Here is an 18,725-nt window from a genome sequence, read left to right on the forward strand (position 1 = left end):
TTGATAGAAAATCCAATTAAACAAGTACTTGTTGCCATTCCAGACGATCTAGAGTGCGAGACCTCTCTAATGCCCGCTCGAAACTGTCTAGTTTAGCTTCAATCGTCAGCGGTTCACCTACGTAACCCTGTAATGCTTCCTGGGTTTTCAAACCATTACCAGTGATATATACCACTGTGGTTTCATCTGGATCTATTTTACCAGCTTCCACTAATTTTTTCAACACCGCAATGGTGGTACCACCCGCTGTTTCTGTGAAGATACCTTCGGTTTCTGCTAGTAGTTTAATTCCTTCGATAATTTCGTTATCATTGACTGACTCTATATTACCACCTGTTTTTTGAGCTATTTCTACTGCATAAACCCCATCCGCAGGATTGCCAATGGCAATGGATTTGGCAATTGTATTCGGTTTTACTGGCTGGATAAAGTCCCTACCTGCTTTAAATGCTGTGGCAATTGGTGAGCAACCTTCCGCTTGCGCACCACTAAAGCGAACTTTTTTACCTTCTACTAAGCCAACTTCTGTAAATTCTTGGAAGCCTTTATAAATCTTGGTGAATAGGGATCCAGAAGCTAGGGGCGCTACTATATGATCCGGTAATTGCCAACCCAGTTGCTCCGCAACCTCAAACCCAAGGGTTTTAGACCCTTCGGAATAATAAGGACGCAAGTTAATATTCACAAACCCCCAACCATGGGTATTAGCTACTTCTGAACACAGGCGGTTCACTTGATCGTAGTTCCCTTTCACAGCCATTAATGTGGGACTATAAATTAAACTCCCTAATACTTTACCAGCTTCTAAATCAGCAGGAATAAATACACAACAGTCTAAACCAGCATGAGCCGCGATCGCTGCTGTGGAATTGGCTAGGTTGCCTGTACTAGCACAGGAAACGGTTGTAAAACCTAGCTCCCTAGCTCTGCTCAAAGCCACGGATACCACCCGATCTTTAAAGCTCAGGGTGGGCATATTCACTGCATCATTTTTAATATAAAGTTTATTTAAACCCAGGCGTCGCGCTAAACGGTGAGAACGTACCAGGGGGGTCATCCCTGTCCCCACATCTATATAGTTCTCTGTGGCTACGGGTAAAAACTGACGATACCTCCAAATGGAGTTGGGACCAGCTTCAATAGTCGCTCGACTTACAGACTGACGCAAAACATTATAGTCGTATTTCACTTCTAGCGGACCAAAACAAAGCTCACAAACATGTGTAGCGTTTAGTTCATATTCCGCTCCACATTCCTTACATTTCAGAGCTTTTAATATGCTAGGATTGGCTGTGTTTAGATTTGCGATCGCCTGAGTCATAACTACTTTTCCCCGTATATCCGTTGACTATGAAAAAAATACTAACATGACTCAAATTACTCGTCAAACATACCCGACTAAAAGAGTCGGATATGCTAACCACCACTGACTGGGGGGATGAGCACGACTTCATCTCCATGGTTGAGGATGGTGTCCGGATCTACAAACATTAGGTTAATGCCAAATCTGGTAAGATCACGCCATTGACTCAGTTGGGGATGTTCCCAGATCATGCGATCGCAAATAGATTTAACGGGTGTATGTGGAGGAAATTCCCACTCCAGTTCTGTCACTCCGTAGGCTTCTTGGTAGGCGGCAAATAGCTTAATTTTGACCAGAACTAAATTTGAGGACATAGGTATATAAATATATATTTAATCTCCACCAGCTTCTCCCCACTCACGAATAGCGGGAAAAACAGAAGAATAATCATCTTCTGGATAAGACATTTTCATAGCTGACTGCAAGATATATTTTACGCCCTCAATGCTGCTGAGATTCAAACCTAGGGATTTAGCCTCGCTAATAAACAGATCTATTTCTTTGATTAACTGTTTAGTAGGTAAATTAGCCTGAGTATAATTACCATGTAACATGCGACTCAGATTTTGATCGAAAGTGGGTGCATAGAGTTTACTCTCCCGCAGGACACGCATAAATAATTCCGTGTCTATATTCTGTAACTGAACAAATGCTAAACTGAGAGCGAAACTAGTGGTCAGGGAAGCAATGAGCTGATTGAGTGCGAGGGTGAGGGAAGATGCGGATCCCACCTCCCCCACATAAACAGGATTAGGTCCAAAATGAGACAATAAATTAACGTGGCGTTCATATTGTTCCCTTTCACCACCCACCATAACAATCAGCTGACCTGTTTCAGCTTCGGGAATGCTACCCAGCACGGGTGCTTCTATGTACTCACCACCTGCTGCAACTACAGCATTACGGATTTCTTGACTTTCTATGGGAGCAATGGTGCCCATTTGGATTACACTGCGTCCTGATAAGGCGTGCCAAGAGGTATCCGTAAGCAGTAGATGATAAATAGCAGCGGCATTAGAGAGCATAAGAATAATACAGTCAGCAGCACGAATGGCTTGACGGGGTTTGACGGCAATTTCTGCACCTGCTGCTTGAAGAGGTGTTAATTTTTCTGGGGTGCGATTATAAGCAATTAGTTCAATATTAGCTGCTAATAACCGTTGAGCCATTGGTAGTCCCATCAATCCGGTTCCCAGAAATGCCACCTTCATGTTTTGTGTTCCTTTGCTAAATTCTAAGGCGTAGTTAATGTTTGTTGACTGTTGATTTTTAGATATCAAACTCCAAGAAATTAGCCTCCAGCTGCAAAAGTTGCCATAATTACAACTGAAAGCAAAAGTCCGGGGGTAAGTAGGGTGACTAAAACAATCAAATCATGGGTACTCATAGTTATTTACCAAGGTTTAGATTATAGGTAGATTATAGCTACAGCAATTAACACTGCTATGTTAACCATTAACCTGTCAAAAAACCACTGGTGTGATAAATCCCTGGAGGGGTAACTGACTTTGGGTGGTTGTGAGTCCTTTGCTCTGTACTAAAACCCCAAAATTGCCTAATCCTTCTGGGGAAATTAGTTGATGTAGAGCTTCCCGACGTTTTAGCAGTTGTGATAGGGGGTGTTGTTGATAGGAGAGGGCGGATATTCTATCACCTAAACCCAAAGCCATCAAAAATAATCCTTGTTGTGTCCAACCCACGGGATTTAACCCACACCGTTTACCCCAGTTTTCTAAAGCTGTGAAATCTATATAGGTGGTAATGTCTTGTTCTCCCACTTTGATATAGGGGTTATGGTGGTAACGGTGTTGGTAGTAGCACTGTAATGTCCCTTGAGATCTTCGAGGATGATAATATCGAGTTGCAGGGTAGCCATAATCTATTGTTAGCACATAGCCGCGCTGTAAGCAGTTAGCCACTATACTTAACCAGTCTAAAGCAGCTAGGTTGATTTCACTGCGATAATTTTCTGGATAAGCATTTTGACTGATGTCAATTTCCACCAACTGTAGATATTCTGCTAATTTGGGTGTGGATGGTTCCCCTACTACCTCCATAAATTCTATGGGGTTGCTTGCTCTATAGGTCACATAAATTTCTTGTAATTTGCCTTTTTCTAAAATGAACTCATGAACGGGGAAAGCATCCACTAGTTCATTGGAAAAAAAACAACCTACCATCGAACCAGGTAGAATTTCTGGTAGATCTAACCATTGGACGGAAAATCCCTCCAATCTTTGTTGTTGTTCCCATTTTAATTTGGGGGATTTTTCAATAATAATATATTCTATAATTTCCCAAAAGTCTGGATGGTGATTTTTTAAAAACTTGAGAATCTGGAATGCCAAAACACCTGTTCCTCCACCCATTTCTACTAGGTGAAAAGGTCTAGGTTGATCTAAATTCTCCCACATTTGCAAAAACTGTTTGGCAAGTAATTCACCAAAATCATCACCTAAACTGGGGGAGGTGAAAAAATCACCACCTGCAAAACCAATTTGCCCTGAATGGCTAGAATAATACCCATATTCACTATGATATAAAACCAAATCCATATACTCTGCAAAAGTAATACGTCTCTGGTCGCTAGTGTCAATATAATCGGCAATAATTTGATATAAGGGGTTGGCTGCTGTTCGACAATTTCTGGACATAGCTAGACATTCCTTTCTGTCTGGGTACTTTTTCAGGCATAACTGTAACCGTTTTTGCGATGAATAGGCTTGTTTAATTTGGTCGGTTTGACCATTCCTTAGCAATGTGTTCCTCGACAATCAAAAACAGGCTTGTCATGGCGTTAATTTCCCCATTTCCCCAATCCAAAAACTATCTGTCAACCGAACCCATAATCACGTCAATACTACCGAGAATAACCACAATATCCGCTACCTTAACACCGCGTAATAAACCGGGCAGAATTTGCAGATTGTTGAAGTCAGCAGGACGAATTTTCCAACGCCAGGGGAAGACATTATTATCACCCACTAAATAAATGCCTAGTTCTCCCTTACCACTTTCCACACGGGAGTAAATCTCCCCAGCAGGAATTTTAAAGGTAGGAGCAACTTTTTTGGCCACATATTGATAATCAAAGCTATCCCATTCGGATTTAGGTCCAGCCATCATGCGTTTCGCTTCTAAATTCTCATAAGGACCACCTGGCAATCCTTTTAGAGCTTGCTTGATGATTTTTACGGATTCGCGCATTTCTCGCATTCTTACCATATATCGAGCAAGACAGTCACCTGCGGTTTCCCACTGTACTTCCCAGTCGAAATGGTCATAACACTCATAATGATCCACTTTCCGCAGATCCCACTTCACTCCCGAACCCCTTAACATTGGACCTGAAAGACTCCAGTTAATGGCTTCTTCCCGGGTAATTGTCCCAATTCCCTCAATCCGACGACGGAAGATAGGATTGTTGGTAACTAACCTTTCGTATTCATCTACTTTAGGAAGGAAATAGTCACAAAATTCTTCACATTTATCTACCCAACCATAAGGTAAATCCACTGCTACCCCACCAACCCGGAAATAGTTGTTGTTGACCATGCGATAACCTGTCGCTGCTTCCCATAGGTCATAAATCATTTCCCTTTCCCGGAATTGATAAAAGAAGGGCGTTTGGGCACCTACGTCCGCCAAGAAAGGTCCAAACCATAATAGGTGGTTGGCAATACGATTTAACTCTAGCATAATTACACGAATGTAACTAGCTCGTTTGGGAACTTTAATACCTGCTAGTTTTTCCGGTGCATTGACTGTTACCGCTTCGTTGAACATCCCCGCAGCATAGTCCCAACGACTAACATAGGGAACATACATAATAGTTGAGCGGTTCTCGGCAATTTTCTCCATCCCCCGGTGTAAATAACCAATGACGGGTTCGCAGTCAACTACATCCTCTCCATCTAGGGTGACTATTAATCTCAACACCCCGTGCATTGAGGGGTGATGAGGACCCATATTTAGCACCATCGGTTCCGTGCGGGTTTCTATTCTACTCATGGATTTTCTCCCATTTTTAACAGTTTGTATTGAACCGCTGCTAATCAGATGCTATTGACCGCATCTGCCCAATTTTAGTTTGTCAGGACAGCAGGATTGCAGTTGTACTTTTTGGACTTGATGTTTTTGCTTCTCTCATTTTGCCACTCTCGGAGGATTTTAGGCCTAGGTTTAAATCTATTAAATCTATTTAAATACCTAAATTGGGAGTTGGGCCCAATCTAAAAATCCTGGTTACGAACCTCTAAGGCATATTTTTCTACAGCCTTGGTAATCTCTTGCCGTAAATCTGTATAAACTTTGGCAAATGGTGGTTGTTTCTCAGAAAGCCCTAAAACATCTGAAGTAACTAATATCTGACCATTACATTCTTGCCCCGCTCCAATTCCAATAGTAGGAATACTCAATTCTTTTGTGATTTTAACCGCTAATTGACTGGGGATATGCTCTAAAACCAGGGCAAACACACCCGCCTGTTCTAGGGCGATCGCCTGATGAAAAATTAGGTCGGCGGTCTGGGGGGTTTTGCCTTGTTGTTTGAGACCCAATTGATGTATGGATTGTGGGGTTAAACCCAAATGACCTAGCACGGGAATACCTGCTTGTACTAATCTGGATATGATATCAATCATGGCGGGATAACCCCCTTCTAATTTTACTCCCTGGGCTCCTGTTTCTTTCAATACCCTCCCCGCTGACTGCATGGCTTGGGCTATACTTTCTTGGTAGGTTAAAAAGGGTAGGTCTACTACTAACAAAGCTCGTTTAATTCCGCGCTTTACGGCTTTGGCATGATGGATAATCTCTTCTAAGGTCACAGGCAAGGTGGTTTCATAACCCAGAATAACTGACAGAGAATCCCCCACCAGAATTAAATCCACCCCAGCAGCATCTAACAGTTGTGCGATCGCATAGTCCCAAGCGGTCAAAGCAACAATAGATCTTCCTTGTTGTTTCCACTGTTTTAATTGCTGGGTGTTAATTGGCATAATTGTTTCAAAGTAGGTAGATGGTAAAAAAGAAAGAAAAGTTAAAAATTTCTTCTCATAAGAAATTTAAATCTATCAATTCCAAAGATTGAAAGAATAAGTGATCCAATTGTTGATATATTGTGGAACAGGTTACCAAAAGTGCTGGTTAGCCAACCCCAACTAGGAGGGTATTATACTCTAATATTCCACAACAGTTAGGTTATTGGTTAGGTTCTCGTGGTACCCGTGGCGCAACTTGAGGAAAATTCATCAAATTCCCCAAAGAGCAAAACTCCTCTTGTTGAGGATTGTCCAAAATTCCGTCCTGTGCAATTTTTGTCCCCCGGTTCTCTTGATCCAACCAGTAGCAGCTGAAATTTCCACATTCTACGAGTTTAGGGGAGTAGTGGGAGACTAACGTAGTAAAGTCCCCAAACAGTGCCTTGTGGCCATAAAAACTGACTGTTATATAAGTTTTTCTTATACAGTTGATGAGAAAAGGATCAAAGGAGAGAGTGATAGGAAGTGGCACATAACGTGATTTGATATTAGAAAGAGTGACTTCTTGGAAGAAAAATATGTCTTACGCGCAAACGAAGACTCAGAGCAAATCTGGGTATCAAGCTGGGGTTAAAGATTACAGACTAACATACTACACGCCCGATTACACACCAAAGGATACAGACCTTTTGGCTGCATTCCGGATGACACCCCAACCTGGAGTTCCCCCCGAAGAAGCAGGTGCAGCAGTAGCAGCTGAATCTTCTACAGGTACTTGGACAACAGTTTGGACAGATCTATTGACTGACCTAGATCGTTACAAAGGACGTTGTTACGACATCGAACCAGTAGCAGGTGAAGACAATCAATATATCGCTTATGTAGCGTACCCCCTGGATCTATTTGAAGAAGGTTCCGTAACTAACATGTTTACCTCTATTGTAGGTAACGTGTTTGGATTTAAGGCCCTACGCGCCCTGCGTTTAGAAGATTTACGTATTCCCGTAGCTTACCTCAAGACTTTCCAAGGACCTCCCCACGGTATTCAGGTTGAGCGCGACAAGTTGAATAAATATGGTCGTCCTTTATTAGGTTGTACCATTAAACCCAAATTGGGTCTCTCCGCTAAAAACTACGGACGTGCAGTATATGAGTGCTTGCGCGGTGGTCTGGATTTCACCAAAGATGATGAAAACATCAACTCCGCTCCTTTCCAAAGATGGCGCGATCGCTTCTTATTTGTAGCGGAAGCTATTAAGAAGTCTCAAGCAGAAACAGGTGAAATCAAAGGTCACTACCTAAACGTTACAGCTCCTACCTGTGAAGAGATGCTCAAGCGTGCCGAGTTCGCCAAAGAACTAGAGATGCCCATCATCATGCACGACTACTTGACTGCAGGATTCACAGCTAACACAACCCTAGCTCGTTGGTGTCGTGATAACGGATTGTTATTACACATTCACCGTGCTATGCACGCCGTAATTGACCGTCAAAAGAACCATGGGATTCACTTCCGGGTACTAGCTAAAGCCCTGCGTATGTCTGGTGGAGACCATATTCACACCGGTACCGTAGTAGGTAAATTAGAAGGCGATCGCGCGATCACCATGGGTTTCGTAGATTTATTACGTGAGAATTACGTAGAACAAGACAAATCTCGTGGTATTTACTTTACCCAAGACTGGGCTTCCATGCCTGGGGTAATGGCGGTAGCTTCCGGTGGTATTCACGTATGGCACATGCCAGCTCTAGTAGAGATCTTCGGAGATGATTCCGTACTACAATTTGGTGGTGGTACATTAGGTCACCCTTGGGGTAATGCACCTGGAGCCACAGCTAACCGTGTAGCCTTAGAAGCGTGTGTTCAAGCGCGTAACGAAGGTCGTAACTTAGCCCGTGAAGGTAACGACATTATTCGGGAAGCTGCCAAGTGGTCACCTGAATTAGCAGCTGCTTGCGAACTGTGGAAAGAAATCAAATTTGAATTTGAGACAGTTGATACCGTCTGATCTAGTGCAAAAGTGCAAGGATGAAGCAATCATAACCTCATCCTAAAAATTGCATTATTCCTTTTATCGAGGGGACGGTTCAAATATGAATTTGCGGGAAATTGCCAAAGAGACTGCCAAAACTCTCCAGAGCTACCTAACATACCAGGCGTTGAGGATAGTATTAGTGCAGTTGAGCGAAACTAATCCACCCTTGGCGGTTTGGCTACATAACTTTTCTGCAGGAAAGGTTCAAGATGGAGAGAGATACATCGAAGAGCTGTTTCGAGAGAAGTCGGATTTAGCCTTGCGGATTATGACAGTGCGGGAATACATTGCGGCAGAAATCACAGAATTTTTGCCAGAGATGGTACGGACTAACATACAGCAAGCCAACATGGAGCAGCGTCGTCAACATCTTGAGCGAATAACCCAACTAAGCGTATTTGAACCTCACCCAGATAACAATTTAGATAACCCAGCTGGTTAGAAGAATTCTCCATAAAACCAGCACAATCAGTAGTAAACTATAGCCACAGAGCGTTTAGCTATGCAAACCTTACCAAAAGAGCGTCGTTACGAAACCCTATCCTATCTTCCTCCCCTGTCGGACGCGCAAATTGAGAAACAAGTGCAATACATTTTGAGCCAAGGGTATATTCCTGCGGTGGAGTTCAATGAGACTTCTGAACCTACAGAGTTTTTCTGGACATTGTGGAAGCTACCCCTGTTCAACGCCAAAACCACCCGTGAGGTGTTAGGGGAAGTACAGTCTTGTCGTTCTCAATACAGCAACTGCTACATTCGGGTTGTGGGTTTTGATAACATCAAACAGTGTCAAGTATTGAGCTTTATTGTTCATAAGCCTACCAGATACTAATATGTAGGGGAGTTAGGGGATTTAATTCTCTATCTCATCACGCCAACCCCCCTTACCAAGGGGGGTGTCAGTACTTACTTGATGTTAAGCTAGTTATAAATTAATTCTATAAATTAATTCCATGGAATTTGCCAAGTAAATTATCAAGTATGGATAACAACCTAATTATCATTTATCTTTCAGTATTTGTTGGGTTACTTTTGTTTGCGGCCATTAGTGTTTTTCGTCAGGTTCTCAAAACCCGCAAAACTGAAAACTCCCTTGCACGCTTAAACAATAAATTGACGAAGGAAAAGGGTTCCGCCCAGGAATATTACGAACTAGCAAGTATTTATTCCGAGAAAAAGGTTTTTAGTCAGGCTATTACCCTTTACCAAAAGGCTATTAAAGCAGCTGAAGAAGAGGAAGAAAAAGATATTGCTCCTGTATATAATGCCCTAGGTTATGTTTACTTCTGTCAAGACCAATATGATTTAGCTATTAGACAATATAAAGAAGCAATCAAGTTAAAACCAGACTATGTTACTGCTTTGAATAATCTTGCCCACGCCTACGAGAAGAAAAAGCTCCCCTCGCAAGCTTTACAAACTTACCAAGAAGCAGTTAAATTCAACCCGAGTAATTCTATTGCCAAAAGACGTATTCAGTCTTTGAAAAGACTGGTCTCTAACTGACTCCGACTAAAGCGATACCTGTCAAGAGGTTTAATAGAGACTCTTCAACCAACCTTGCGCCATGTAATCAGCTATTAAGTCATTCACTCTTGTTCTTAGGTCATCATACTGCAATCCTTTGGGCATCACTATTGATAATGGCTCTACTGACAGTCTGTCCAGTAGTATTTTGTATTGGCTATATTGTGGTTCTATCCAACCTTGGAATACAGTAGAGTCTGCTGCACAAGCGTCTACTTGACCATTATCTAATAGTTTTTTGGCTTCTAGGTAAGAATTCACGCCCACCAACTCCCCTTGGGGAATAGCATATTTAACATGGGGAATAGTGCTGGAATAGTTGAGTACGCAAATCCGACGCTTATTGAGGTCTGATAGTTTTTGAATAGCAGGGTTTTTTGTCACTATAGCTGTGCCATCATAGTAATAAGGTATACTCAAGCTAACTATGCGGGAACGAGATGGAGTAGCAGTGACTCTTGCTATGGCTAAATCCACCTTATGGTTGAATACTGCTGGTAAACGTTCAACATTAGTTACCGGTTGGAATTTAACTTGCAATTTAACCCTGGAACTTGGGGAATCACCCAACAAGTCCCTAGCCAAACGTTTGGCCAAATCAATTTCCAGACCCTGTAAATTGCCCTGTTTATCCCTAAATGCTAGGGGAGGAGTGTTATCCTTCACCGCAATGGTTATGTACCCCCTTTCTTGAATTTCCTGCATGGTTGCTGCCAAGCTGGTATTTATTATGCCAGGTAAGGGTAAAAGCACGCAGGAAAAAAGTAAGATGGTTAGGGGGAGGAAACTTAACAAAAAAAGGAAAAATTTCATTGGTTGGGTGCATGGTTTGGTGCACGAAGAGAAATTCCTCGCGCACTTAACTAACTAATTACCTTTTACAGAACTCGCTAATTCAGCTACCTTAGCAAAAGTAGTAGGATCTAACACTGCCAATTGTGCTAACATTTTCCGGTTCAACTCCACATTAGCTTTTTTCAAGTTGCCAATTAACTGACTGTAGCTTAAACCTTGTTGTCTAGAAGCAGCGTTAATTCTTGTAATCCACAAACGACGAAAATCACGCTTTTTCTTTTTTCTATCTCTATAGGCACTTCTGAGTGCCTTCATTACTTGTTGATTAGCAGTTCTAAATAGGGTAGAATGGGATCCACGAAAACCCTTGGCTAATTTAAGGATTTTGTTGCGACGGTTACGAGCAACATTACCGCGTTTTACACGAGTCATTTTTACTTTACCTGGATGATTTCAACAATTTCAACAACTTTAACTATGGACTAGCTATTAACTAAATAGCTAACTAATTCCAAAGTTGACAAGACTTATAGATAGGGCAACATTAAGCGCACATTATCTTCATCCCTTTCGTCAACAACTGCCATTTTTGACAGACTACGCTTCTTGCCAGATGTTTTATGTTCTAACAAATGGTTTTTGAAGGCTTTGCGACGCACAATTTTACCGCTACCAGTAACGCGGAATCTTTTTGCTGCAGCTTTTCGGGTCTTGAGTTTAGGCATGGTGGCTAATAATTGACACAATCCCTTATTATATATCATGGAAGCTAAAATGGGAGAATTAAAAATTAGGGAGGATATATATATAATGTTTGATTATACTAAGGCAAAGGAATTCTATCTGGATAAACAAAGGTCACTTCAAGATGAGCGTCACCTTCTTTGGCAAAAGGCTAAACTGGACTCGGAAAGAATTGTCGCCATGATTATTCAGGACTACGCGCCAAAACAAATTATTCAGTGGGGGTCAGTTTTAGCGCCAGAACATTTCTCCTCTGTCTCTGATATTGATTTGGCAGTGTTGGGTATTGAACCTTTGGTTTTTCTTCGCTTGTTTGCAGATGCAGAAGCTATGACTAACTTTTCTTTAGATTTGATTCGTTGGGAAGACATTCATCCTGCTTTTCAACAAATCCTATTGCTTAAGGGTAAGGTCATTTATGCATCATGATAGTTTACCAGTTCTAATTGCAGAAATTGAAGAAAGTCAAAAGGTATTGACAGATTTGGAAAAATTATATAATACCTATAAACCATTTTTTACCGATGAGAGCAAACGAGATATTCGGGATGCAGTTTTGCTGGCGGATATCTTTTGTAATACTTATACTTGTTTAGAAACTATATTTCTACGCATCTCTAGAGAATTTGAAAACCACCTGGATGATTCCCAATGGCATAAAGAACTGCTGCGCAAAATGCGGATTGAGATTCCCGGAATTCGTCAAGCTCTTTTGTCCCACCACTCCTACCAACTATTGGATGAGTTACGACGATTCCGTCACTTTAAAAGATATTACTACGATTTTAACTATGATTGGTCTCGTTTGGACTATTTAGCCAATATTTATGAAAGGGCAATAGCTCTGGTCTTTAATGAATTAACAAGCTATATAGCTTTTTTACAGAACTTGATTAACATTTAAATCGAATATTAGTAGTGTTGCCATTATTGTTGGGTGGAGAAAACCCAACAGCCAATTTACCAGATATGACCAAATTATGTGGGGTTATATTGTATAACTACATATTGTATTAATCCCTCAACTCATATATATAAATATGAACAATAAGAAAAAATTATATTTATGGGATGGTAAAATAAGTTTTTTTGTGGTCGAAGGGGTAAAAATGTGGTATTATGAGGGTTGATTATAATGGAGTGTGAGCATTTGTAAAAAAAAGTGTATAGATTTCCATTGTCAAAGTATCACGTCCAAGAGACAATAGTCAACCCCTACCATTGAAAAAAAATCGGCGCGTGGGTAAATAGATATCCTCGTCTTCGGTCTAAGTTTCAAGCTCCTCACACATAGCGAAAACTAACTGTGAACCAAATCTTAAAAGTCTCTCTTTGTGAATGTTGAGTATACTGGGGGGAATGTCGATCAGTCTCCTGAGGTTTCCTCAGTCAGCTTTACTGAACCAATGCTTAATTTTGCTATATATATACCTGTTAAAATCAGAAAAAATGCTATCCAATTAAGAGGGCTCAATTTTTCTCCAAAAATTACCCAAGCGAATAAAGCTGTTAGCAAAGGTTCAATGAGCATTAAAAGCGTCACAAAACCCGAAGAAAATTGCTTAAGATTATGAATTAGTAATCCCTGTCCTATAATTTGACACAAAACCCCTAGAGAAATAACTGTGAGCCAAGTTTGCCAAGAGGTTGGAAATAATTGGGTTTCAGTAGTTAATGTAATTAAGAAAGTAAAGCATCCACCCAATAAGCAAGTCCGCAGTAATATAGTGGAGGCTGAAAATTTGGAACGAAGATTTTCTCGAACTAGATAATTGAGAGCATAAAAAACAGCAGATAGAAGAGCTAAACAATCACCATAAAGGGAGTTAACTGCTTCTTGAAAATCTCCAAAACTGATGATAGCTACCCCAATGATTGCTAACGTCATTCCCAATACAAACTTATAATCAAAACGTTGACCAAAGAACAGCCATCCACCTAATACAGCAAAGATAGGGGTGAAATTATGGAGTAAATTAGAATTAGCAACGCTGGTTTGAGTTAATGACAAAGCCCAAAGAAAAATAGTAGCCGTTCCTAATACTGATGACAAAAGAAAAATTCCCCAATCTTTCAACTGAATGGATTTATTCGGGTTAGATGAATTATTCATCCCATATTGAGTTCCTTCCCACAGAGCCAAAACAATTGTAGCTATGTAATAACGATTAAAACTAGTTCCTGCTGGTCCAAGTTCGTTTTCGCTCAGTCGAGTAAAAATTGCCCCAAAGGATAAAATAAAAACTCCTAATAATAACCAAACAAAAGCCCATGAAAATGAATAGTTTTTGGTACTATTTAGTGGTAAACCTGGTTGCTCAAGCATAAGTTTTGAAAGATATTTTATTTGTCTGTTGTATAAAACATTATACTCGCTACAGGAAGATAATTATAGCTTACTGAACCATAACAGTTAAACTTGAACTGGATATGGCGGTTATCCCTAGAATGGTATAAAATAAGCTAGAAGTATAAGCCCCACGCTCCTACATGCTTAATAATTTAGTAACCGTATCTTAATCAGGTGTATACCGCCATATTTGCTTATACTGTCAGGGCTACAAAAACAGCTTTTAATTCCTGGAAAGAATCTTTTTTAGTCTTATATAAACTGAGAGAATTAGCTAGTTTATAATCCTGTTCGAGTGTTGAAAAGTCATGATTGCTCAAAAGCATGGCAATAGCAACATCTCTCATACTTTCTGATACCTTGAGTGTCTCTCCCAGATAAATCTGCCAATAAACTTCCACGTCACTGTCGAGAATTGGCTTCTCAATTTCTGTCACCACACCCTCCTGCTTTGGATGAATCGAGTAAGCACTATACTTCCATTCACTTCTGTTTTTGAGGATGATTTCAGGATCATCTCCCATCTGTAATTGGAGATGTAATTCGTTGAGACGTACTCCTTGATATGTGTAGAACATTTTTGATACAAGGCCGCCAGGAGTGCGTGCTGCTACTTCCATGAGAATTGGTTCTTCACTGCCTTCTTGTAGGAAGAAATCAATGTTGAGTACACCATTTTTGGGATAATCGTGTTCTAAACTTTGCAACGTATCACTGGAGAATTGTCGCAGTTTCTCAAATTTTGGATCTTCCTCTCTAACAACAATATTCCCGATTGCATGACCGTAAATGAAATCATCATTAGGTCGGTAGTGTTTGCAAGCAGCAAAATAACAAGGTAGACCATTTTTCATGACAACACTTGTATTGTATAATTCGCCTCTGATAAATTCATTAAATTCAAATTCATCATCAGAATCTACATTGCTGTTACACCAAGCTTTCAATTCATCAATAGTATGTATTCTTCTAGTTTTTTCGCTTCCCGCACCAATGACAGGCTTGACAAAAATGTCATTACCCAGTTCTTTGATGACAAACTGTAAGTAAGAAATTCCCTCCTGGCGGTATTGGCTCTGATTAAAAATTAGATGCTTTGGTACACGAATGGATGAATTTTTGAGGGCAGATTTGAGGTAACTCTTGTCAGTAAATTGGCGGATCATTGTGGGGCGATCGCCAGCTAAATTTAGGGTTTCACGTAACTGTGCGGCTAATAGTACGGAATACTCATCATTGGTGACAATCCGACAATTATCATCCAGTAGTCCATAAGCTGCCTTAATTTGTTGATAGGTTTGGAGGAGATTTTGCAAATTATAGGGTTCTACAATCTGCACAAGGTTCAAGTGTTGATACTGGGAGGGTATAACCTTACTTATTCCTCTCCTACTACAGAGTAAAACTAGATTTCTATTGCTTGATTGAATCTCTCTAAAATCAGTTTTGCTGGGGAGCATATCATGCAGCACGAAAATAGTCTGCTTATTGGTATCTATTTTATTACTCAAAAAGGCAACTGGATTGGCATCTTCGCGGATCATTTCTTGTACCAACTCGACAATTTCTTGTGAACATCCCCATGATAGAGTTACACCTGCTCCTCCATGTCCATAATTATAAAATACCCGAGTATTTGGCACTCTTTCTACACAAACATTTTCTTCTGTAAATGGTCGCAAACCAGTTCTTACAGGCTCTTGTTCATCAAGTGGGAGTGGTCTTAATTCTTGGAGAAATTGCAAACAACCATCATACATCTGTCGAATAATTGGCACTTCCAAAGATAAGTTTGTATCCCATTGGTCTTGCTGTGCTAATCCTCCTAAAACTACTAAATCATCCCCTCTAGGAACAATGAAAATAATGTCTTGTTCAGAGGATGAAGTTTCATCGTGGGAAATGCAATGAGCATCTGTGATCACTCCACCTAAATTTTTAACTCTGACAAGTGCGCCTCTCAAGGGATACATGGAAGTATCTCCTGTAGTTGCGATAGAACCTAGTCCCGCACAATTAACAATTGCTTTTGCATTGAAGCGACGGAGAAGTTCGTGCTCATTTTGAACTACATTGACAGTAATTTTTTCCTGGATGATTTCACATCCAATATCCTTGACGTATTGCAGTAACCACTTCATGTAGACATCAGTATTTGCCATGGGAGCCATATGCTTAAAAGCATCTTTTATGCCTCCTTGGAAAGTTAAATCAATGGTTTCTTTAACGATGTGTAATCCTCTTTCAAATCCATCAACCTTGTCCTTGAGTTCATTCATCTTGCGAAAATCAGCGGGTCGATTTTCCAAAATATCTCGGAAATAAAAATAGGAGTCTCTTAAATAAACGCCTGTTTCTTGTGAACCAAACTCTGCGTGTATTTCCTTGAATTTATTGTAAGCGGTCATACACCATTGGAGCGTTCCAGGGATCTAGGAGTCCCATGACGACCACAAACCGCTGGTGGCCATTCCCACAACGCACCTGCGACAACAGAGGTTAAATCAGGGGCGAAACGGTCTGCAATAATAATCACATTAAAACCAGCTTCTCTCAGACAGATAGCGGTTGTTAGACCGCTTACCCCTGCCCCAATTACTAAAATATTGACATCATTATGTTGGTTTGGCACTATCTTTACCATAATTGACTCTCCGCTCTATAGGATCTACCCAAAGCTACTCAGACCTTTGGTCTTGAATTGTTTCAAACTGCCAACCTCTTACCTTTAGGTATGGGGATTCACCAGACTGGTAGGGTTCAAAATCAAACACTTTTAATTGAACACCAATCTAGTCACAGCCATGTTTCCTAACCTCAATCCGTATGGATTGATGAGTCTTAGGGATGACTTTTGCTCTGTCCGCACGTAGGGGCTTTTTATTTTTTGGGAAGACCAATCCCATTCAAGTTTTATCTAATTTTGGGAAGATTACAACTAGAAATTGTTAATAAATCATAAAGAAAATGGAGTGTGAGCATTTGTAAAAAAAGTGCACAGATTTCGATTATCAGAGTATCATCCCCAAGAGACAATAGTCAACCCCTACCATTGAAAAAAAATCGGCGCGTGGGTAAATAGATATCCTCGCTTGAAATTAATAGGACTTCCGGTGTAATTACCAAAGATGGGGAAAATCCTGCGGTGCTGTAATAGGAGATAGATAGCGATCGCTCTTTCGCGAGGGGAATATCAAATATTAGTAGTATTGAAACACCAGTGGGATATAGATTTCCATTATTGTTGGGTGGAGAAAACCCAACAGGCAATTTACCAAACGTGACCAAATTATTTGGGGTTGTATAACTTAAAATGGTTGTACAATCGTATTAACCCATAAATTCATATATAAATATAAAAGATAAACAATAAGAAAAAATTATGTTTATAGGGGGTTGAGATAAGTTTTTCTGTGGTCGAAGGGATAAAAATGTGGTATTATGAAGGTTGATTATAATGGAGTGTAAGCATTTATAAAAAAAGTGCACAGATTTCCATTGTCAGAGTATCATCCCCAAGAGACAATAGTCAACCCCTACCATTGAAAAAAAATCGGCGCGTGGGTAAATAGATATCCTCGCTTGAAATTAATAGGACTTCCGGTGTAATTACCAAAGATGGGGAAAATCCTGCGGTGCTGTAATAGGAGATAGATAGCGATCGCTCTTTCGCGAGGGGAATATCAAATATTAGTAGTATTGAAACACCAGTGGGATATAGATTTCCATTATTGTTGGGTGGAGAAAACCCAACAGGCAATTTACCAAACGTGACCAAATTATTTGGGGTTGTATAACTTAAAATGGTTGTACAATCGTATTAACCCATAAATTCATATATAAATATAAAAGATAAACAATAAGAAAAAATTATGTTTATAGGGGGTTGAGATAAGTTTTTCTGTGGTCGAAGGGATAAAAATGTGGTATTATGAAGGTTGATTATAATGGAGTGTAAGCATTTATAAAAAAAGTGCACAGATTTCCATTATCAGAGTATCATCCCCAAGAGACAATAGTCAACCCCTACCATTGAAAAAAAATCGGCGCGTGGGAAATAGATATCCTCACTTGAAATTAATAGGACTTGCGGTGTAATTACCAAAGATGGGGAAAATCCTGCGGTGCTGTAATAGGAGATAGATGGCGATCGCTCTTTCGCGAAGGGGAATATCAAATATCAGTAGGGTTGAGATAAGTTTTTCTGTGGTCGAAGGGATAAAAATGTGGTATTATGAAGGTTGATTATAATGGAGTGTGAGCATTTATAAAAAAAGTGCATAGATTTCCATTGTCAGAGTATCATCCCCAAGAGACAATAGTCAACCCCTACCATTGAAAAAAAATCGGCGCGTGGGTAAATAGATATCCTCGCTTGAAATTAATAGGACTTGCGGTGTAATTACCAAAGATGGGAAAAATCCTGACAAAAAATCTCTCTCCTGCGCTTCTGCTTGATGCTCCCTAACCAGTGGTTCTCCTTCCCATCCACCAATAACTTCCTCAAAAAAACCAGGAAACCAGCCCCTATTTTGAGGCGTAATTATAGGTGTATTTTCCGTGATATCTTCAAGAATAGATGTGATTTCTTCTTCTAAAGTCCGTTGATGACTTTGAGCAAGATATTTGAGTTTTTCAAGAACGATAGGATTAAGCTTTTGCAAAATAACTGGAGTCATAAAACCTATAAAGTAAAACCAACCTTAGCTAACTATATTTTAACCCCCCCATGGAGAAAAAATCGGCGCCTAGATATCCTCACTTGAAATTAATAGGACTTCCGGTGTAATTACCAAAGATGGGGAAAATCCTGCGGTGCTGTAATAGGAGATAGATAGCGATCGCTCTTTCGCGAAGGGGGGAAACATCAAATATTAGTAGTATTGAAACACTAGCGGGATATAGATTTCCATTATTATTGGGTGGAG

General features: G+C 40.3%; 19 protein-coding genes. 6 read left to right on the forward strand and 13 right to left on the reverse strand.

Annotated features, from left to right (window positions below):
• Positions 1-16: 16 nt before the first annotated feature.
• The 6 genes from thrC to panB all read right to left on the reverse strand — a co-directional run bounded on the left by thrC (position 17) and on the right by panB (position 6,363).
• A complete protein-coding gene (thrC, locus tag C6N34_RS16645) occupies positions 17-1,321 on the reverse strand; it encodes a threonine synthase (protein WP_115538079.1) in 1,305 nt (434 codons plus the stop codon).
• Positions 1,322-1,416: 95 nt separating this feature from the next.
• Positions 1,417-1,677: a MoaD/ThiS family protein gene (locus tag C6N34_RS16650; protein WP_115538080.1), complete on the reverse strand. Its 261-nt coding sequence runs from the start codon at positions 1,675-1,677 to the stop codon at positions 1,417-1,419.
• Positions 1,678-1,695: 18 nt separating this feature from the next.
• A complete protein-coding gene (locus tag C6N34_RS16655) occupies positions 1,696-2,643 on the reverse strand; it encodes an NAD(P)-dependent oxidoreductase (protein ID WP_329606419.1) in 948 nt (315 codons plus the stop codon).
• A gap of 183 nt (positions 2,644-2,826) precedes the next feature.
• A complete protein-coding gene (locus C6N34_RS16660; protein WP_115538081.1) occupies positions 2,827-4,017 on the reverse strand; it encodes a class I SAM-dependent methyltransferase in 1,191 nt (396 codons plus the stop codon).
• Positions 4,018-4,189: 172 nt separating this feature from the next.
• A complete protein-coding gene (locus C6N34_RS16665; protein WP_115538082.1) occupies positions 4,190-5,374 on the reverse strand; it encodes an NAD(P)H-quinone oxidoreductase subunit H in 1,185 nt (394 codons plus the stop codon).
• A gap of 221 nt (positions 5,375-5,595) precedes the next feature.
• The gene (panB, locus tag C6N34_RS16670; RefSeq protein ID WP_057177376.1) at positions 5,596-6,363 is read right to left on the reverse strand and encodes a 3-methyl-2-oxobutanoate hydroxymethyltransferase; all 768 of its coding nucleotides are present in this window, start codon (positions 6,361-6,363) and stop codon (positions 5,596-5,598) included.
• Between the two features lie 560 nt (positions 6,364-6,923).
• Between panB and C6N34_RS16675 the strand changes: the two genes are divergently transcribed.
• From C6N34_RS16675 to C6N34_RS16690, 4 genes are all read left to right on the forward strand, one after another.
• Positions 6,924-8,354 carry a form I ribulose bisphosphate carboxylase large subunit gene (locus C6N34_RS16675; protein ID WP_040009685.1) on the forward strand — a complete coding sequence of 477 codons (1,431 nt, stop codon included), beginning with the start codon at positions 6,924-6,926 and terminating at the stop codon, positions 8,352-8,354.
• A gap of 85 nt (positions 8,355-8,439) precedes the next feature.
• The gene (gene rcbX / locus C6N34_RS16680) at positions 8,440-8,823 is read left to right on the forward strand and encodes a RuBisCO chaperone RbcX (RefSeq protein WP_006278198.1); all 384 of its coding nucleotides are present in this window, start codon (positions 8,440-8,442) and stop codon (positions 8,821-8,823) included.
• Positions 8,824-8,883: 60 nt separating this feature from the next.
• Positions 8,884-9,213 carry a ribulose bisphosphate carboxylase small subunit gene (locus tag C6N34_RS16685; RefSeq protein WP_006278197.1) on the forward strand — a complete coding sequence of 110 codons (330 nt, stop codon included), beginning with the start codon at positions 8,884-8,886 and terminating at the stop codon, positions 9,211-9,213.
• A 149-nt stretch (positions 9,214-9,362) separates the two neighbouring features.
• A complete protein-coding gene (locus C6N34_RS16690) occupies positions 9,363-9,887 on the forward strand; it encodes a tetratricopeptide repeat protein (protein WP_057177377.1) in 525 nt (174 codons plus the stop codon).
• A gap of 30 nt (positions 9,888-9,917) precedes the next feature.
• Here C6N34_RS16690 and C6N34_RS16695 read toward each other — a convergent pair whose 3' ends face one another.
• The 3 genes from C6N34_RS16695 to rpmI form a co-directional block, all read right to left on the reverse strand.
• A complete protein-coding gene (locus tag C6N34_RS16695) occupies positions 9,918-10,721 on the reverse strand; it encodes a transporter substrate-binding domain-containing protein (RefSeq protein ID WP_057177378.1) in 804 nt (267 codons plus the stop codon).
• Positions 10,722-10,775: 54 nt separating this feature from the next.
• Positions 10,776-11,135, reverse strand: coding sequence for a 50S ribosomal protein L20 (rplT, locus tag C6N34_RS16700; protein ID WP_006278193.1), 360 nt, complete (start codon positions 11,133-11,135; stop codon positions 10,776-10,778).
• Between the two features lie 95 nt (positions 11,136-11,230).
• Entirely contained in the window at positions 11,231-11,428 is a 198-nt protein-coding gene (gene rpmI, locus C6N34_RS16705) for a 50S ribosomal protein L35 (protein ID WP_009342994.1), read from the reverse strand.
• Positions 11,429-11,465: 37 nt separating this feature from the next.
• Here rpmI and C6N34_RS16710 point away from each other — a divergent pair, with 37 nt between their 5' ends.
• The gene (locus C6N34_RS16710) at positions 11,466-11,876 is read left to right on the forward strand and encodes a nucleotidyltransferase family protein (RefSeq protein ID WP_082604648.1); all 411 of its coding nucleotides are present in this window, start codon (positions 11,466-11,468) and stop codon (positions 11,874-11,876) included.
• Positions 11,866-12,351, forward strand: a complete 486-nt coding sequence (locus tag C6N34_RS16715; protein ID WP_006278190.1) for a ribonuclease toxin HepT-like protein — start codon at positions 11,866-11,868, stop codon at positions 12,349-12,351. Before C6N34_RS16710 ends, C6N34_RS16715 begins: the two co-directional genes overlap by 11 nt.
• Positions 12,352-12,813: 462 nt before the next feature.
• Here the strand turns inward: C6N34_RS16715 and C6N34_RS16720 are convergent, their stop codons facing one another.
• From C6N34_RS16720 to C6N34_RS16735, 4 genes are all read right to left on the reverse strand, one after another.
• Entirely contained in the window at positions 12,814-13,773 is a 960-nt protein-coding gene (locus C6N34_RS16720) for a DMT family transporter (protein WP_057177379.1), read from the reverse strand.
• A 218-nt stretch (positions 13,774-13,991) separates the two neighbouring features.
• Positions 13,992-16,205, reverse strand: coding sequence for an FAD-dependent oxidoreductase (locus tag C6N34_RS16725; RefSeq protein ID WP_236107262.1), 2,214 nt, complete (start codon positions 16,203-16,205; stop codon positions 13,992-13,994).
• A complete protein-coding gene (locus C6N34_RS16730; protein WP_236107265.1) occupies positions 16,202-16,441 on the reverse strand; it encodes an FAD-dependent oxidoreductase in 240 nt (79 codons plus the stop codon). Before C6N34_RS16730 ends, C6N34_RS16725 begins: the two co-directional genes overlap by 4 nt.
• 1,678 nt (positions 16,442-18,119) lie before the next feature.
• On the reverse strand, positions 18,120-18,476 hold the full coding sequence (locus C6N34_RS16735; protein WP_065180066.1) for a hypothetical protein: 357 nt from the start codon (positions 18,474-18,476) through the stop codon (positions 18,120-18,122).
• Between the last annotated feature and the right edge of the window lie 249 nt (positions 18,477-18,725).

This window comes from Cylindrospermopsis raciborskii Cr2010 (genome assembly GCF_003367075.2).
GTDB classification, from domain to species: Bacteria; Cyanobacteriota; Cyanobacteriia; order Cyanobacteriales; family Nostocaceae; genus Raphidiopsis; species Raphidiopsis raciborskii.

Bases quoted from the DNA above. Each gene is read 5' to 3' on its own strand.
- C6N34_RS16720 (WP_057177379.1), bottom strand. From the start codon at position 13,773: ATGCTTGAGCAACCAGGTTTACCACTAAATAGTACCAAAAACTATTCA.
- C6N34_RS16665 (WP_115538082.1), bottom strand. From the start codon at position 5,374: ATGAGTAGAATAGAAACCCGCACGGAACCGATGGTGCTAAATATGGGT.
- thrC (WP_115538079.1), bottom strand. From the start codon at position 1,321: ATGACTCAGGCGATCGCAAATCTAAACACAGCCAATCCTAGCATATTA.
- C6N34_RS16715 (WP_006278190.1), top strand. From the start codon at position 11,866: ATGCATCATGATAGTTTACCAGTTCTAATTGCAGAAATTGAAGAAAGT.
- C6N34_RS16730 (WP_236107265.1), bottom strand. From the start codon at position 16,441: ATGGTAAAGATAGTGCCAAACCAACATAATGATGTCAATATTTTAGTA.
- rpmI (WP_009342994.1), bottom strand. From the start codon at position 11,428: ATGCCTAAACTCAAGACCCGAAAAGCTGCAGCAAAAAGATTCCGCGTT.
- C6N34_RS16710 (WP_082604648.1), top strand. From the start codon at position 11,466: ATGGAAGCTAAAATGGGAGAATTAAAAATTAGGGAGGATATATATATA.
- rplT (WP_006278193.1), bottom strand. From the start codon at position 11,135: ATGACTCGTGTAAAACGCGGTAATGTTGCTCGTAACCGTCGCAACAAA.
- C6N34_RS16685 (WP_006278197.1), top strand. From the start codon at position 8,884: ATGCAAACCTTACCAAAAGAGCGTCGTTACGAAACCCTATCCTATCTT.
- C6N34_RS16735 (WP_065180066.1), bottom strand. From the start codon at position 18,476: ATGACTCCAGTTATTTTGCAAAAGCTTAATCCTATCGTTCTTGAAAAA.
- rcbX (WP_006278198.1), top strand. From the start codon at position 8,440: ATGAATTTGCGGGAAATTGCCAAAGAGACTGCCAAAACTCTCCAGAGC.
- C6N34_RS16650 (WP_115538080.1), bottom strand. From the start codon at position 1,677: ATGTCCTCAAATTTAGTTCTGGTCAAAATTAAGCTATTTGCCGCCTAC.
- C6N34_RS16690 (WP_057177377.1), top strand. From the start codon at position 9,363: ATGGATAACAACCTAATTATCATTTATCTTTCAGTATTTGTTGGGTTA.
- C6N34_RS16675 (WP_040009685.1), top strand. From the start codon at position 6,924: ATGTCTTACGCGCAAACGAAGACTCAGAGCAAATCTGGGTATCAAGCT.
- panB (WP_057177376.1), bottom strand. From the start codon at position 6,363: ATGCCAATTAACACCCAGCAATTAAAACAGTGGAAACAACAAGGAAGA.
- C6N34_RS16660 (WP_115538081.1), bottom strand. From the start codon at position 4,017: ATGTCCAGAAATTGTCGAACAGCAGCCAACCCCTTATATCAAATTATT.
- C6N34_RS16695 (WP_057177378.1), bottom strand. From the start codon at position 10,721: ATGAAATTTTTCCTTTTTTTGTTAAGTTTCCTCCCCCTAACCATCTTA.
- C6N34_RS16725 (WP_236107262.1), bottom strand. From the start codon at position 16,205: ATGACCGCTTACAATAAATTCAAGGAAATACACGCAGAGTTTGGTTCA.